The organism is Amycolatopsis sp. NPDC004772 (genome assembly GCF_053601215.1).
Window position 1 is genome coordinate 1 of sequence record NZ_JBSGBK010000053.1, and the last position, 13,881, is coordinate 13,881.

At 72.2% G+C, this 13,881-nt stretch carries 10 protein-coding genes; 7 read left to right on the forward strand and 3 right to left on the reverse strand.

All coding sequences use genetic code 11. The annotated features are described in order from the left end of the window. Positions 1-81: 81 nt before the first annotated feature. From ACWEF6_RS27475 to ACWEF6_RS27485, 3 genes are read right to left on the reverse strand one after another with little or no spacing between them, the layout of a single operon-like run. Positions 82-1,275, reverse strand: a complete 1,194-nt coding sequence (locus tag ACWEF6_RS27475) for a cation:proton antiporter (protein ID WP_449685565.1) — start codon at positions 1,273-1,275, stop codon at positions 82-84. A 7-nt stretch (positions 1,276-1,282) separates the two neighbouring features. After that, entirely contained in the window at positions 1,283-1,765 is a 483-nt protein-coding gene (locus tag ACWEF6_RS27480) for a cation:proton antiporter regulatory subunit (protein ID WP_167384818.1), read from the reverse strand. Between the two features lie 37 nt (positions 1,766-1,802). Further along, positions 1,803-2,171, reverse strand: a complete 369-nt coding sequence (locus tag ACWEF6_RS27485; RefSeq protein WP_449685566.1) for a DUF4267 domain-containing protein — start codon at positions 2,169-2,171, stop codon at positions 1,803-1,805. 113 nt (positions 2,172-2,284) lie between these two features. Here ACWEF6_RS27485 and ACWEF6_RS27490 point away from each other — a divergent pair, with 113 nt between their 5' ends. The 7 genes from ACWEF6_RS27490 (at position 2,285) to ACWEF6_RS27520 (ending at position 13,869) form a co-directional block, all read left to right on the forward strand. Beyond that, positions 2,285-2,830: a TetR/AcrR family transcriptional regulator gene (locus ACWEF6_RS27490; protein WP_449685611.1), complete on the forward strand. Its 546-nt coding sequence runs from the start codon at positions 2,285-2,287 to the stop codon at positions 2,828-2,830. A gap of 91 nt (positions 2,831-2,921) precedes the next feature. Continuing rightward, positions 2,922-3,626 (forward strand): (d)CMP kinase, encoded by a 705-nt coding sequence (cmk, locus tag ACWEF6_RS27495; RefSeq protein WP_449685612.1) that lies wholly within the window; start codon positions 2,922-2,924, stop codon positions 3,624-3,626. Beyond that, the gene (locus tag ACWEF6_RS27500) at positions 3,623-4,282 is read left to right on the forward strand and encodes a lysophospholipid acyltransferase family protein (RefSeq protein ID WP_449685567.1); all 660 of its coding nucleotides are present in this window, start codon (positions 3,623-3,625) and stop codon (positions 4,280-4,282) included. Before cmk ends, ACWEF6_RS27500 begins: the two co-directional genes overlap by 4 nt. 16 nt (positions 4,283-4,298) lie before the next feature. Further along, positions 4,299-5,759: a ribosome biogenesis GTPase Der gene (der, locus tag ACWEF6_RS27505; RefSeq protein WP_310971409.1), complete on the forward strand. Its 1,461-nt coding sequence runs from the start codon at positions 4,299-4,301 to the stop codon at positions 5,757-5,759. A 312-nt stretch (positions 5,760-6,071) separates the two neighbouring features. Further along, entirely contained in the window at positions 6,072-9,956 is a 3,885-nt protein-coding gene (locus ACWEF6_RS27510; protein ID WP_449685568.1) for a Pls/PosA family non-ribosomal peptide synthetase, read from the forward strand. Between the two features lie 80 nt (positions 9,957-10,036). Further along, the gene (locus ACWEF6_RS27515; protein WP_449685569.1) at positions 10,037-11,452 is read left to right on the forward strand and encodes a M1 family metallopeptidase; all 1,416 of its coding nucleotides are present in this window, start codon (positions 10,037-10,039) and stop codon (positions 11,450-11,452) included. A 125-nt stretch (positions 11,453-11,577) separates the two neighbouring features. Then, positions 11,578-13,869, forward strand: coding sequence for a glycosyl hydrolase family 95 catalytic domain-containing protein (locus ACWEF6_RS27520; RefSeq protein WP_449685570.1), 2,292 nt, complete (start codon positions 11,578-11,580; stop codon positions 13,867-13,869). The last annotated feature ends 12 nt before the right edge of the window (positions 13,870-13,881 follow it).

Genomic DNA, 13,881 nt, shown 5'->3' on the forward strand with positions numbered 1-13,881 from the left:
CCACAAGTTGGTGGCGTTGGGTGCGTCCAATGCACCGAACGCCACATTGGGGCGCTTGGGGCTGGGCTGGGCGGGCTTGCGCTAGTTCGCCTCGGCCGGGGCCGTCCGCGCGGCCGATTTGCGTTGCAGGGCGCGGACGATCGGCTCCACCACCCGGGCCGCCGTCGGGCCGAGGATGGCCATCAGGAGGACGTACGCCGTGGCCAGCGCCGCGAGTTCGCCCGTGACCGCTCCCGCCGTCACCGCCAGGCCCGCGATGACGATCGAGAACTCGCCCCGCGCGACCAGCGCCGCTCCCGCCCGGGCCCGGCCCATCTTGCCGATGCCCTGGCGGCGCGCCGCCCACCAGCCCGTGGCCACCTTCGTCAGCGTCGTCACCACCGCCAGCACGATCGCCCAGCCCAGCACCGGCGGGATCGACGCCGGGTTCGTGTTGAGGCCGAAGACCACGAAGAACACCGCGGCGAACAGGTCGCGCAGCGGCTCCAGCATGTGCGTCGCGTTCTCCGCTGTCGAGCCCGAGATCGCGATGCCGAGCAGGAACGCCCCGACCGCCGCCGAGACTTGCATCGCCGACGCCAGGCCGGCGACCAGCAGGGCCGCGCCGAGCACCTTGAGCAGGAACACCTCGCGGTCCGGGCTGTCCACCGCGGCCGAGACGTACCGGCCGAACTTCAGCGCGACCACCAGCACCACGGTGATCACCAGCAGCGAGATGCCGACCGCCTCGAGACCGCCGAGCAGCGACACCCCGCCCAGCACGGCGGTGAGGATCGGCAGGTAGAGCGCCATCGCGAGGTCCTCGAACACGAGGATCGACAGCACCACCGGCGTCTCGCGGTTGCCGAGCCGGCCGAGGTCGCCAAGGACCTTCGCGACGATGCCGGACGACGAGATGTACGTGACGCCCGCCATCACCATCGCGCCGACCGGGCCCCAGCCCAGCAGCAGCGCGACGGCCGCGCCGGGAGCCGCGTTGAGGACGATGTCGAGCAGGCCGGCCGTCCAGGACCGGCGGAGCCCGGTGAACAACTCGGCCGCGGAGTACTCCAGGCCGAGCAGGAGGAGCAGGAGCACGACGCCGATTTCGCCGGCCAAGTGCGTGAAGCCGCCGATGTCGCCCAGCGGGATCAGGCCGCCCTGGCCGAAGCAGAGGCCGCCGAGCAGGTAAAGCGGGATGGGGGAGAGGCCGATCTTCGCGGCCAGGCGCCCGAGCACGCCCAGCCCGAAGAAGACCGCCCCCAGTTCGATCAGGGACAGCGCGGTGTGGTCCATCGGCCGCTCAGCCGTACTTGAGGATCTTGGCGGCGGCTTCCAGGCCCTCGCTCGTGCCGACCGCGACCAGCAGATCGCCGCCGGTGAACGTGAAGTCCGGCGTCGGCGACGGGTGCACCTGGCCGGCCCGCGCCACCGCGACCACCGAGACACCGGTGCGGGTGCGCATCGCGGTGTCGCCGAGCGTCCGGCCGTCGAACGGACCGGACGGCTTGATCGGCAGCTGCCGCGTGCTGATCCCCGGCAGGTCGCGGTGCTCCTCGGTCAGCTGCGCGACCAGCTGCGGCGCGCCGAGCAGGTTGGCCAGCGCGCCGGCCTCGTCCGCGGTGAGCGGGATCGAGGCGGCGCAGGCATCGGGATCGTCCGATTTGGACACGATCAGCTCGATGTGGCCGTCCCGCTGGGTGACGACGCCGATGCGGCGGCCGGTACGGGTGGCGAAGTCCTTGCGGACCCCGATGCCGGGCAGAGGAGTTACTTCGACGTTCACCCAACCACCGTAACCCAGGTGTCCGATTCGCGGGGATTCAGCCGAGCAGCAGGAGCAGGGCGGCGACGGCCATCGCGAGGCAGGTCAGGCCGTGGACGCCGAAGGCGATGGCCTTCTTGCCCCCGTGGCGCAGGACGATCAGCAGGTCGAAGAGGGGCCAGGCGGCCGCGGTGAGGACGACCCAGCCCAGCGCGTGCGGGTCGCCGTAGATCATCAGGGCCAGGGGGATCAGGCCCGCCCCGATGTCGCGGCCGCCCTTGACGTTCAAGAAGGTCTCGGCGTTCTCCGGGACCGCCTGGAAGCCGAAGCCCACGGCGATCTTCGCCGGCGCGAAGAGGTAGTTGAGGCCGACGTAGATGATGCCGAGCGAGACGAGCGCGGTGAGGACGTAGCCGGTGACGAGCATGGTGTTCCCTCCAGGTTTTCTAGCATCGCTAGGATTACTAGCAACGCTAATCTAGCGGCGCTAGTTTGTCTAGCGGTGCTAGCATGTGATCCATGACCCAGCGACAACGGCGTGTGCGCGACCGGACCGAGCGAGGGCAGCGGATCATCGCCGCGGCCAGGGAGCTGGCCGAGGCGGAGGGGTGGGACGCGGTCACCACCCGGCGGCTCGCGGGCCTGATCGAGTACAGCCAGCCGGTGCTCTACAGCCACTTCCCGGGCGGCAAGGACGCGATCATGGCGGCGGCCGCGCTGGAGGGCTTCACCGAGCTGGCGGCGACGCTGGGCGCGGCGCGTCCGGGCGGCCTCGGCGGGGTGACGGAGGCGTACGTGGCCTTCGCGGAAGCCAAACCGGGCCTCTACGACGCGATGTTCACGCACGCCTCGGAGCTGCGGTTCGCCGAGGACGACACGCCGGAGGTGATGAAGGCGTGCTTCGCGGAACTGCTCGCCGTCGTCGAGCCGACGGCGGGGGAGCAGGACGCGGGCGCGCTGACCGAGGTGTTCTGGAGCACCCTGCACGGCCTGGTGACGCTGGACCGGGGCCGCCGGCTCTCGCCCGCCCACCGTGACGAGCGCCTCGCGCTGGTGGTGGCGCGCTTCGGCACGCGGGCCGACTGATCTCCCCCGCACCCCGACCGGCAGAATGGGGGACGACGCCGAACGGGACGAGAACGCGAGGAGAGTGCCGGTGACGGGAGCCCTACGTGGTGTGGTCGCGCTGGATGGCCCATCGGGGACCGGGAAGACCACCGTCGCCCGCAAGCTCGCCCAGCGCCTCGGGGCCGGCTACCTCGACACCGGTGCCATGTACCGGATGGTCACCCTCGCCGTGCTGCGCGCGGGCGTCGACCCGGCCGACCAGGACGCGGTCGCCGAGGTCGCGGACCGCGCCGAGTTCACCATCGGCACCAGCCCCGACCGGCCCGAGATCCGCCTGGCCGGTGCGGACGTCGCCGCCGACATCCGCGGGCCGGAGGTCACCAAGGCCGTGTCGCCGGTCTCGGCCGTGCCGCACGTGCGGGAGCTGCTGGTCGCGCGGCAGCGGCAGATCATCGATGACGTCGTCGGGCACCGCGGCGGGATCGTCGTCGAGGGCCGGGACATCGGCACCGTCGTCGCGCCGGACTCGCCGCTCAAGGTCTTCCTGACCGCCTCGGCCGACGTCCGCGCGTCGCGCCGCAGCACCCAGGACACCGCCGCCGGGCGGCAGTCGTCGGTCGCCGACGCCCTGGCCAGCGTCGAGCGCCGCGACCACCTCGACTCGACCCGCGCCGCCTCGCCGCTGCGCGCGGCCGACGACGCCGTGCACGTCGACACCTCCGAGCTGTCGATCGACCAGGTGATCGTCGCGCTGAGCGAGCTGGCCAGCCACCGCGGCATCCTCGAAGGCTGCAACGCCGAGGTCGCTCGATGAGCGGTGACGGACTCCCCGAGGGATCCGTCGGCAGGCTCCACGACGCCGGGCGGGTCTTCGCCCGGTACTATCTGCGCTCGGCCTTCCGCATCCGGGTGCACGGCCGCGAGCGCGTCCCCGCCACCGGGCCGCTGCTCGTGATCGCCAACCACAGCTCCATGATCGAGCCGCAGCTGATCTTCGGAATGCTTCCGCGGCGTTCGGCGTTCCTGGTCAAGGCCGAGATGTTCGGCGGCGTCGTCGGCAAGTTCCTGCTGGCGATCGGGCAGATCCCGCTCAAGCGCGGCGAGATCGACCGCAAGCCGCTGCTCACCGCGGTCGGCGTCCTGAAGGACGGCGGGGTCGTCGGGATCTTCCCCGAAGGCACCCGCGGTGCCGGGGACGTCGGCGCGGCCGAACGCGGCGCGGCCTGGCTGGTCCGGGCCTCCGGCGCGACCGTGCTCCCGGTCGCGACGCGGGGCACGCTCAAGCCGGCCGACGGCAAGCGGCGGTTCCGGCCACGGGTGGACATCCTCGTGGGCGAGCCGTTCACGCCGAAAGTCGGCCCCGGGAAGACCGGGCTCGACCAGGGCACCGAAGAGCTGCGCGGTGAGCTCGCGGCGCTCGTGAAGACTTTGGACGACTGGCGTGCCGAACACGGATCCGGCGCGGTATAAGGGAAATCGGGTAGTGATGGAAGAGTACGACGGCGTCGGCGAAGTCGACGGCACCTGGTCCGACGAGACCGAATTCGCCGCGCTCGACGCGCAGATCGAGGCGGCGGAAGCGGCCGAGGAGGCCGCGCTCGGGCAGCCGGTGCTCGCCGTCGTCGGCCGGCCCAACGTGGGCAAGTCGACGCTGGTCAACCGCATCCTCGGCCGGCGCGAAGCCGTCGTGCAGGACGTGCCGGGCGTGACCCGCGACCGCGTCGCCTACGACGCCTACTGGGGTGGCCGCCGGTTCACCCTGGTCGACACCGGCGGCTGGGAGCCGGACGCGACCGGGCTGCAGGCCTCCGTCGCCGCCCAGGCCGAGCTGGCCATGCAGACCGCGGACGCGGTGCTGCTGGTCATCGACGCCTCGGTCGGCGCGACGGCGACCGACGAAGCCGTCTCCAAGGTGCTGCGCCGCTCGAAAAAGCCGGTGCTGCTGGCCGCCAACAAGGTCGACGACGACCGGCTGCTCGCCGACACCGCGTCGCTCTGGTCGCTCGGCCTCGGCGAGCCGCACCCGGTCAGCGCGCTGCACGGCCGCAGCTCCGGCGACCTGCTCGACGCCATCCTCAAGGCCCTGCCCGAGTCGCCGCGCGAGGGCGGCGTCCCGACGTCGGGGCCGCGGCGCGTCGCGCTGGTCGGCAAGCCGAACGTCGGCAAGTCGAGCCTGCTCAACAAGCTGTCCGGGGAGCAGCGCTCGGTCGTCGACTCGGTGGCCGGCACCACGGTCGACCCGGTCGACTCGCTGGTCGAGCTGGACGGCGAGACGTGGCGGTTCGTCGACACGGCGGGCCTGCGCAAGCGCGTCAACTTCGCCGCGGGCGCCGAGTACTACGCGTCGCTGCGCACCAAGACCGCGATCGACGCGGCCGAGGTCGCGATCGTGCTGCTGGACGCGGCCGAGCCGCTGTCGGAGCAGGACCTGCGGGTGCTGACCATGGTCGTCGAGGCCGGCCGCGCCTGCGTGCTGGCGTTCAACAAGTGGGACCTGGTCGACGAGGACCGCCGGCACGCGATGGTCCGCGAGCTCGACCGCGGCCTGGTCCGCGTGCCGTGGGCGGAGAAGGTCAACATCTCGGCGCTGACCGGCCGTTCGGTGCGCAAGCTCGCGCCGGCCCTGCGGACCGCGCTGAAGTCGTGGGACCAGCGGGTGCCGACCGGCCAGCTCAACGCGTGGCTGTCCGACCTGATCGCGGCCACCCCGCCGCCGGTCCGCTCGGGCAAGCAGCCGAAGGTCCTGTTCGCGACCCAGGCCGGCATCCGCCCGCCGACGCTGGTGCTGTTCACCACCGGCTTCCTCGAGGCGGGCTACCGCCGCTTCATCGAACGCAAGTTCCGTGAGCAATTCGGCTTCACCGGCAGCCCCGTTCGGGTGAATGTGCGCGTCCGGGAAAAGAAGGCGAAGCCGAAGGTCGGCGGAAAAGCCGCCCGAACCCGGTGAGTCATTTGCCGTAACTCGCGTGATCAGGGTCGTGACTCGCGTGATTGGGGCCGTAACTCGCGAGTTACGGCCCCAATCACGCCGGTTCCGGCTTCAATCACGCGAGATGCGAGCTGGATCACGCTGGTCAGGCCGGTGATCGTGAGGTCTGACACGCGAGCGTGACCCTGGGGATATCTTTTGGTGATCCGCGGGTATGGTTGAAGGTCGTTGCGGGCGCCTCATTCGGAGAGCGAGCCCGGTTGAGGCTCCCGAAAGGTGAGTGGTGGGCTTGCGCGCCCATGGTTTTGTCCTGCCCGGGGTGAGTGGCCGATGACCGTCACCATCGAACCCACCGAGTCCGCTGCCGAGGTCACGCTCGCCCCGGTCGCCGACCGCGCCCTCTTCTGGTCCGGCCTCGGCGCCGGTGAGCGCACCCTCCTCGACGTCCTCGCCGCCACCGCCGAGCGGCACCCGAACGCCGCCGCGATCGACGACGGCACCACCACCCTGACCTACCGCCGGCTGCTCGAGGAGATCGACGCTTACGGGCGCCGCCTCAACAGCTACGGCGTCGGCCTCGGCGACCGCGTCGGCATCCGGATCTCCTCCGGCACCGCCGAGCTGTACGTCGCCATCCTCGCCACCCTGTCCGTCGGCGCCGCCTACGTGCCGGTCGACGCGGACGACCCTGACGAGCGCGCCGAGCTCGTCTTCGAAGAAGCCCAGGTCGCCGCGGTCGCCACCGACGGCACGATCAACGTCCACAGCACCCCGGGTGGCCGCGACGGCCGCCCCGGCCCGGCCGACGACGCCTGGATCATCTTCACCTCCGGCTCCACCGGCAAGCCCAAGGGCGTCGCGGTCACGCACGCGAGTGCTGCCGCCTTCGTCGACGCCGAGGCCGAGCTCTTCCTCACCGACGAGCCGATCGGCCCCGGCGACCGCGTCCTGGCCGGCCTGAGCGTCGCCTTCGACGCCTCCTGCGAAGAGATGTGGCTGGCGTGGCGCCACGGCGCCTGCCTGGTCCCGGCGCCCCGCGCGCTGGTCCGCACCGGCGTCGACCTCGGCCCGTGGCTGGTCGCGCAGCGCATCACCGTCGTCTCGACCGTGCCGACGCTCGCCGCCCTGTGGCCCGCCGACGCCCTCGAAGACGTCCGCCTGCTCATCTTCGGCGGTGAAGCGTGCCCGCCGGAGCTGGCCGAGCGCGTTGCCGTCGAAGGCCGCGAAGTCTGGAACACCTACGGCCCGACCGAAGCCACCGTCGTCGCCTGCGCCGCGCAGCTGACCGGCGAGGGCCCGGTGCGGATCGGCCTGCCGCTCGTCGGCTGGCAGCTCGCCGTCGTGAACGACGAAGGTGAGCCGGTCGCCATGGGCGAGACCGGCGAGCTCGTCATCGGCGGCGTCGGCCTGGCCCGCTACCTCGACGCGGCCAAGGACGCCGAGAAGTTCGCGCCGCTGCCGTCGCTGGGCTGGCAGCGCGCCTACCGCTCCGGTGACATGGTCCGCGCCGAAGAAGAAGGCCTGCTGTTCCTCGGCCGCCTCGACGAGCAGGTCAAGCTCGGCGGCCGCCGCATCGAGCTGGGCGAGGTCGACGCCGCGCTGCAGGCCCTGCCGGGCGTGCAGGGCGCGGCCGCCGCGATCCGCCGCACCAAGGCCGGCAACCAGGTCCTCGTCGGGTACGTCGTGCCCGCGGGCGAGGACTTCGACCATGACCAGGCCGCGAGCCGCCTGCGCGAGCACCTGCCCGCCGCGCTGGTCCCGCTGCTCGCCGTCGTCGACGACCTGCCGACCCGCACCTCCGGCAAGGTCGACCGCAACGCCCTCCCGTGGCCGCTGTCCACCGTGGAGGCTTCCGGGCTGACCCCGACCGAGACGTGGCTCGCCGAAGGCTGGGCCGAAATCCTCGGCGTGTCGGTCGACAGCCCGAAGGCCGACTTCTTCACCCACGGCGGCGGCAGCCTGACCGCCGCCCAGGTGGTGGCCCGCATCCGCACCCGGCACCCCCAGGTGTCGGTCGCCGACATCTACGCCCACCCCAAGCTGGGCGCGCTGGCCGCGATGCTGGACGCGCTGAGCGGGCAGGCCACCGAACGCCGGGACATCGCGCCGACGAAGCGCCGCGCCGGGGTCGTCCAGACGCTGCTCATGGTCCCGCTGATGGGCCTGGTCGGACTGCGCTGGGTGACCCTGGCCGCCGCGCTGTCGAATGTCCTGTCCGTGCTCGGGTTCGCCTGGGCGCCGACGCTGAGCTGGGCGTGGCTCGGCCTGGCCTGGGTGGTGCTGTTCAGCCCGGCGGGCCGGATCGCGATCGCCGCGGGCGGCGCGCGCGTGCTGCTGTCCGGGGTCCGCCCCGGCACCTACCCGCGCGGCGGCAGTGTCCACTTGCGACTGTGGACGGCCGAGAAGCTGGCCGGGTTCTCCGGTGCGGACAGCGTCGCCGGCGCGTCCTGGATGACGACGTACGCGAAGGCGCTCGGCGCGCGGATCGGCAAGGACGTCGACCTGCACTCGCCGCCGCCGGTCACCGGCTTCCTCAAGCTGGGCCGCGGTGCCGCGATCGAGCCCGAGGTCGACCTGTCCGGCCACTGGGTCGACGGCGACGTCGTGCACATCGGCAAGGTCCGCGTCGGCGCGGAAGCCCGCGTCGGTGCGCGCAGCACGCTGTTCCCGGGCGTCCGCATCGGCAAGGGCGCGGAGATCGCGGCCGGGTCGACCGTCCGCGGCGCCGTCCCGGCCGGGCAGCGCTGGGCCGGTTCGCCCGCCACCCGCGTCGGCAAGGACGAGCGTGACGCGCTGAAGTGGCCGTCGAGCCGCCCGCCGCGCTCGCACTTCTGGGCCGCCGTCTACGGCGCGACCTCGCTGCTCCTCGGCTTCCTGCCCGGCATCGCGGCGCTGGCCGGGGTCGCGGTGCTCGGCTACGGCATCGCCGGCGCCCCGACGCTGTTCGACGCGTTCACCCGCGCGCTGGTCTTCGTGCCGGCCGCGACCGCCGCGTACTTCGGCGCGTACATGCTGCTGGTGCTCATCGGTGTCCGGGCGCTGAGCATCGGCATGGTCGAGGGCTACCACCCGGTGCACGGCCGCGTCGCCTGGCAGGTCTGGGCCACCGAACGGCTGATGAGCATGGCCCGCGAAGGCCTGTTCCCGCTGTACGCCAGCCTGTTCACGCCGGTGTGGCTGCGGCTGCTCGGCGCGAAGGTGGGCCGCAACGTCGAGGCGTCGACCGTGCTCGCGCTGCCGAAGATGACCAAGGTCGACAGCGGCGCGTTCCTGGCCGACGACACCATGGTCGCCACCTACGAGCTCAACCACGGCTGGCTGCACGTCGCCCCGGCGCGGATCGGCAAGCAGGCGTTCCTCGGCAACTCGGGGATGACCGCGCCCGGCCGTTCGGTGCCGAAGCGCGGGCTGGTCGGCGTCCTGTCGTCGACGCCGCTGAAGGCCAAGAAGGGCTCGTCGTACCTCGGGATGCCGCCGCTGCCGGTCCGCCGCGCGGTCGGCGAAGCCGACACGAGCCGCACCTACACCCCGGCGCTGCACCTCAAGGCCGCGCGGGCGCTGGTCGAGCTGTGCCGGATCATCCCGGTCATGTGCGGCGTCGCGCTGACCGTCGTGGTCGCCTTCGGCCTGCTGTGGACGGCTTCGGCGTTCGGCTTCGGCGTCGCCGCGCTGCTGGCCGGGCCCGCCCTGCTGGCCGCCGGGATCGTCGCGGCGCTGACCGCGACGGTGATGAAGTGGCTGCTGGTCGGCAAGTTCCGCGAGGTCGACCACCCGCTGTGGAGCTCCTTCGTCTGGCGCAACGAGCTGGCCGACACCTTCGTCGAGGCCTTCGCGGTGCCGTGGCTGATCGGCTCGGTCGGCGGCACCCCGCTGCTGACCGCGTGGCTGCGCACGATGGGCGTCAAGATCGGCCGCGGTGTCTGGCTGGAGACGTACTGGCTGCCCGAGGCCGACCTCGTCGAGCTCGGCGACGGCGCGACGATCAACCGCGGCTGCGTCGTCCAGACGCACCTGTTCCACGACCGGATCATGAGCATGTCCCGGGTGACCCTCGGCGAGGGCGCCACGCTCGGCCCGCACGGCATCGTGCTGCCGGGCGCGGGCATCGGCGCCCGGACGACGGTGGGCCCCGGTTCGCTGGTGACCCGCGGCGACGAGGTGCCGGCCGACACGCGCTGGCTGGGCAACCCGATCTCCGCGTGGACCGGTAAGTAACGAAAGCGGGACCAGGCGCGCCGGACTCACCCGTCCGTGCGAGCCTGGTTCCAGCACGCACGACGAAAGGTTCGCGACGGGTGATTTCGAAGGCTCCGGCTCCGGCTCCCGGCGCGGACACCTCGGGTGACCCCTACCTTCCCGCCCACGGCAACGGCGGGTACCGGACCCGGCACTACGACCTGAGCCTCGACTACAAGGTCGCGCCGAACCGGCTTTCGGCGTCGGCGGTGATCACCGCGGAGGCGACGCAGGCGCTTTCCCGCGTCAGCCTCGACTTCGGCGAGTTCCGGATCAACCGCGTGCTGGTCGACGGGAAGGCCGCGAAGTACCTCAAGCGCGGCGCGAAGCTGCACGTCAAGCCGGCGAAGTCGATCCCGGCGGGCACCGAGTTCACGGTCGAGGTGCACTACGTCGGCAACCCGCGCCCGGTGCGCAGCCGCTGGGGTGACGTCGGCTGGGACGAGCTGACCGACGGCGCGCTGGTGGCGAGCCAGCCGGTCGGGGCGCCGTCGTGGTTCCCCTGCAACGACCACCCGTCGGACAAGGCGACCTACCGGGTGAGCGTGACGACGGCGTCGCCGTACCTCGTCGCGGTCACCGGCACCCTGGTCGAGCGGACGACGTCGGCGAGCACGACGAGGTGGGTGTTCGAGCGGCGCGAGCCGACGGCGACCTACCTGATGAGCGTCCAGATCGGCCGCTACGACGAGGTCGAGCTGTCCGGCCGCGGCTGGTTCCCCCACACGGGGGTCGGGCTGCGCCGGCTGAGCCTCGGCATCGGGCGCGCGACCGGCCAGGTGGAGTCGATCTTCGAGACGGTGCCGCAGCGGGCGGCCGTGCCCCCGCGGCTGCGTCGCCTCTTCGACCGCGACTTCGGGCGCCAGGGCCGGATGATGGAGTTCCTGCAGCGGCTGTTCGGCGCGTACCCGTTCGCCGAGTACGTCATCGTGATCACCGACGACGACCTCGACGACCCGATCGAGGCCCAGGGCATGGCCATCTTCGGTGCCAACCACGTCGACGGCCGCCGCACCCACGAGCGGCTCGTGCTGCACGAGCTGGCCCACCAGTGGTTCGGCAACAGCCTGACGGTGGCGGACTGGCGCCACATCTGGCTGAACGAGGGCTTCGCGACGTACGCGGAGTGGCTGTGGTCGGAGGAGATCGGCGGCCAGCCGGCGTCGGCGCTGGCCCGCAGCTGGTACGCGCGGATCAAGGCCAAGCCCGCGGACGTCCGGATCGCCGACCCCGGCGTGGCCCGGATGTTCGACGAGCGCGTCTACAAGCGCGGCGGCCTGACGCTGCACGCGCTGCGGGCGGAGATCGGGGACCCGGCGTTCTTCGCGTTGCTGAAGTCGTGGGCCGAGGAGCACCGCCACGGGCTGGTCACGACGGAAGCTTTCGTGGCGGCGGCCGAGGCCCACGCGGGACGGTCGCTGAGCGCGTTCTTCACCCGCTGGCTGTACACGCCGGCGCTGCCGCCGCTTCCCTGATTCATCGGATGTCTCTGCCGCTTTCCGGGTGAACTCCTCTGGCGTTTTGGGCACCCCTCTGCAAGTATGGCCGCACGCCGCCGCTTGATCTCGCCGAAACATAGTATGAATTCGGAGGGTGCTTCATGGACTCTGTGTCCAGGCGGACGGTGCTCCGGTCGGCCTCGGTCCTCGCCGGGGCGGCCGCTTTCGGGGGGCTGTGGGCTCGCGCGGCCCCGCCCGCGCTCGCCGGCGGCGACCCGTACCGGGACGTCGCCCGGGATGCGCGGATGGTCTGGCGGCGGCTGCCGAGGAACTGGCAGGAAGGCCCGTTCCTCGCCAACGGCTCGCTCGGCGTCCAGGTCTACGCCGGCAAGAGCCCGCAGGTCCTCAAGTTCATGCTGAGCCACACCCAGGTGCAGGACCAGCGCAGCCAGTGGGAAGCCGGCATCGGGCTGTCCCGCCTGCCCATCGGGTACCTCACGCTCACCCTCGCCGGCGCGATCACCGCCGTCGACTGGACGCTCGACCTCTACAACGCCGAGCTCGGCGGCACCATCACCACCACTCAGGGCTCGGTCGCCTTCTCCGCCGTCGTGCACAACGACCTCGGCGTGCTGCTCGTCTCGCTGACGCCGAGCGCCGGGGAAGCCGCGGCCGCCTGGGCGTTCCAACCGCTCGAATCCGCCACCACCCGGACCGTCCGCAAGCCGCCCGAGTACGTCGCCAACCCCGCGCCCGAGCTCGGTGCCGGCTTCTGCGCGCAGCCCCTGCTCGCCGGGGGCGGGTACACCACCGCATGGCAGGAACGCGCGATCGGCACGAAACGGCTCCTCGCCGCCACTGTCGCCTACAGCTTCCCGGGCACCACGCACACCGCGGACGCGCGCAACGCCGTGCAGAAAGCGCTTGCCGCCCGCCCGGACGCGTTGCTCGCCCGCCACCGCCGCTGGTGGAACGACTACCACCGGCGCAGCTTCGTTTCGGTGCCGGACAAGCAGGTGCAGCGGTTCTACTGGATCCAGCTGTACAAGATCGCCGCCGCCACCCGGGCCGGCGGGCCGGTCGTCTCCGAGTGGGGGCCGTGGTTCCCCGAGGTCGGCAACAGCTGGACCGCCGTCTGGTGGAACCTCAACGTCCAGGTCACCTACCCGATCGTCAACAGCACCAACCACCCCGAACTCGACGCCGTCACCGAGACCTTCCGGCGCGACCACGCGAACCTCGAGGTGTCCGTCCCGCCCGCGTACCGCGACGGCGACACCTACGCCCTCTCGCACCCCGGCGACTGGCGGCTGCGGCCCGGCGGCACGCGCTCGGTGGGCGTCCCCGGGACGACGTCCAAGACCGACCAGACCGGGAACCTGCTGTGGGGCCTGCACAACGTCTGGCTGGCCTACCGGCACCACATGGACAAGGGCGTGCTGCGCGACGTCCTGTACCCGACGCTGGCCAAGGCGCTGAACTTCTACCGCCACTTCCTGGTCACCGGCCCGGACGGGGCGCTGCACCTGCCGCTGACCCGCTCCCCGGAGTACGCCGACGCGCCCGACTGCACCTACGACCTGTCGCTCATCCGCTGGGCGGCCCGCACACTCGTCGACACCGCCCGGATCCTGTGCCTCGACGAGCCGCGCGTGCCGATCTGGCGGGAGATCGGCGCCAAGCTCGTGCCGTACCACGAAGATCCGGCCGACGGTGTGCTGATCGGGGACGGCGTCCCCCTGGCCGCGTCGCACCGGCACTTCTCGCACCTGCTGTGGCTATACCCGCTGCGCGAGAAGGTCTGGGACCGTCTCGGTGACCGCGACCTCATGACCCGCACGTTCACCCACTGGGCCGCCGACCAATCCGCCTGGCACGGCTACAGCTACGCGGCCGCGTCGTCGATGAATTCGGTGATGGACGCGCCCGAGGAAGCCTTGCGGTACTTGAAGTTCTTCCTCGACCGGAACGTCGTCGCCGACACCGAGCTGACCGCGAACACGATGTACCGCGAGGGCTCCAACTTCGCGATCGAAAGCCCGATCACCGCCGCGCAGTCCGTGGTGGACATGCTGATGCAGGGCTCCGGCGGGGTGCTCAAGGTCTTCCCGTCGGTGTCGGCGACCTGGCGGGACGCCTCGATCGCCGGCCTGCGCGCGGAAGGCGCGTTCCTCGTGGACGCCTCCCGCCGCGACGGCACGACCGAATTCGTCCGCGTGCACAGCGAAGCCGGCGAGCCCCTGGTGCTGCAGCACGGCGTCGCCGGGGACGTCGACGTCCGCGACGAGCACGGGCGCCGGCTGCCGTGGCGCGCGGCCGGGCCGGGGCGGATCGCGATCGGGCTGCGCCGCGGCGGCACCGCCGTCGTCACCCCGCGGGGCCGGCGGCCGGACTCCGGGCCGCGGGACGTCCCCGCGCTCGGCCCCGCACCCGCGTGGGGCCTGCCGAGCTGAACCGCTCTTCGA

What these genes read in the sequence shown, in the direction of transcription:
- ACWEF6_RS27475 (WP_449685565.1), bottom strand. Translation starts at nt 1,275, where the DNA reads ATGGACCACACCGCGCTGTCCCTGATCGAACTGGGGGCGGTCTTCTTC.
- ACWEF6_RS27485 (WP_449685566.1), bottom strand. Translation starts at nt 2,171, where the DNA reads ATGCTCGTCACCGGCTACGTCCTCACCGCGCTCGTCTCGCTCGGCATC.
- ACWEF6_RS27500 (WP_449685567.1), top strand. Translation starts at nt 3,623, where the DNA reads ATGAGCGGTGACGGACTCCCCGAGGGATCCGTCGGCAGGCTCCACGAC.
- der (WP_310971409.1), top strand. Translation starts at nt 4,299, where the DNA reads ATGGAAGAGTACGACGGCGTCGGCGAAGTCGACGGCACCTGGTCCGAC.
- ACWEF6_RS27510 (WP_449685568.1), top strand. Translation starts at nt 6,072, where the DNA reads ATGACCGTCACCATCGAACCCACCGAGTCCGCTGCCGAGGTCACGCTC.
- ACWEF6_RS27520 (WP_449685570.1), top strand. Translation starts at nt 11,578, where the DNA reads ATGGACTCTGTGTCCAGGCGGACGGTGCTCCGGTCGGCCTCGGTCCTC.